The sequence below is a fragment of the uncultured Microscilla sp. genome (assembly GCF_947493425.1).
Taxonomy (GTDB): Bacteria; Bacteroidota; Bacteroidia; order Cytophagales; family Microscillaceae; genus Microscilla.
Map to the genome: position 1 here is coordinate 1 of NZ_CANLRP010000470.1, position 524 is coordinate 524.

Sequence of the window (524 nt, forward strand, 5' to 3'; positions counted from 1 at the left end):
GCCATGTTTCAGTTATATGCCGCTGGCGAAAGTCCCGATCTGGTTACTTTGAGTCATCAGTTGCGAGCCACAGGCAAGCTGGAAATGGTCGGAAGCGCCAAGTATTTGATATTTTTATCCAGAGAGGTGTCGTTGGCGCTCAATACGGTCAAATACGCCCGGATTTTACAGGAGATGCAAATTCGTCGGCAAATGATTGCGTTGGGCAACCAACTTTCAAAATCGGCGCAGGACATCACCCACGATGTTTTTGATTTGTTGAGTGATACTCAGCATCAGCTCCAAAAAACTGTCCATGGTACCTGTGGGAAGCCTTTCCACTCACTATCTGATTTGCAGGAGAACACGTTGCAGGAGTTGCACAACTACCAACACAGCCCACACGGGATGAGTGGCTTGCCCTGTGGTTTGCACCGCTTGGACATGACCACCTCTGGTTGGCAAAAAGGCGACCTGATTCTACTGGCTGCTCGCCCAGGGGTGGGTAAAACCAGTTTGATGTGCACCATTGCCCGTAACGTTGC

1 protein-coding gene is annotated in these 524 nt (G+C 50.2%); it reads left to right on the forward strand.

All coding sequences use genetic code 11. From position 1 onward, the window contains the following. The coding region (locus Q0954_RS34365) for a DnaB-like helicase C-terminal domain-containing protein (RefSeq protein ID WP_299466714.1) at window positions 1-524 on the forward strand (524 nt) is incomplete at both ends.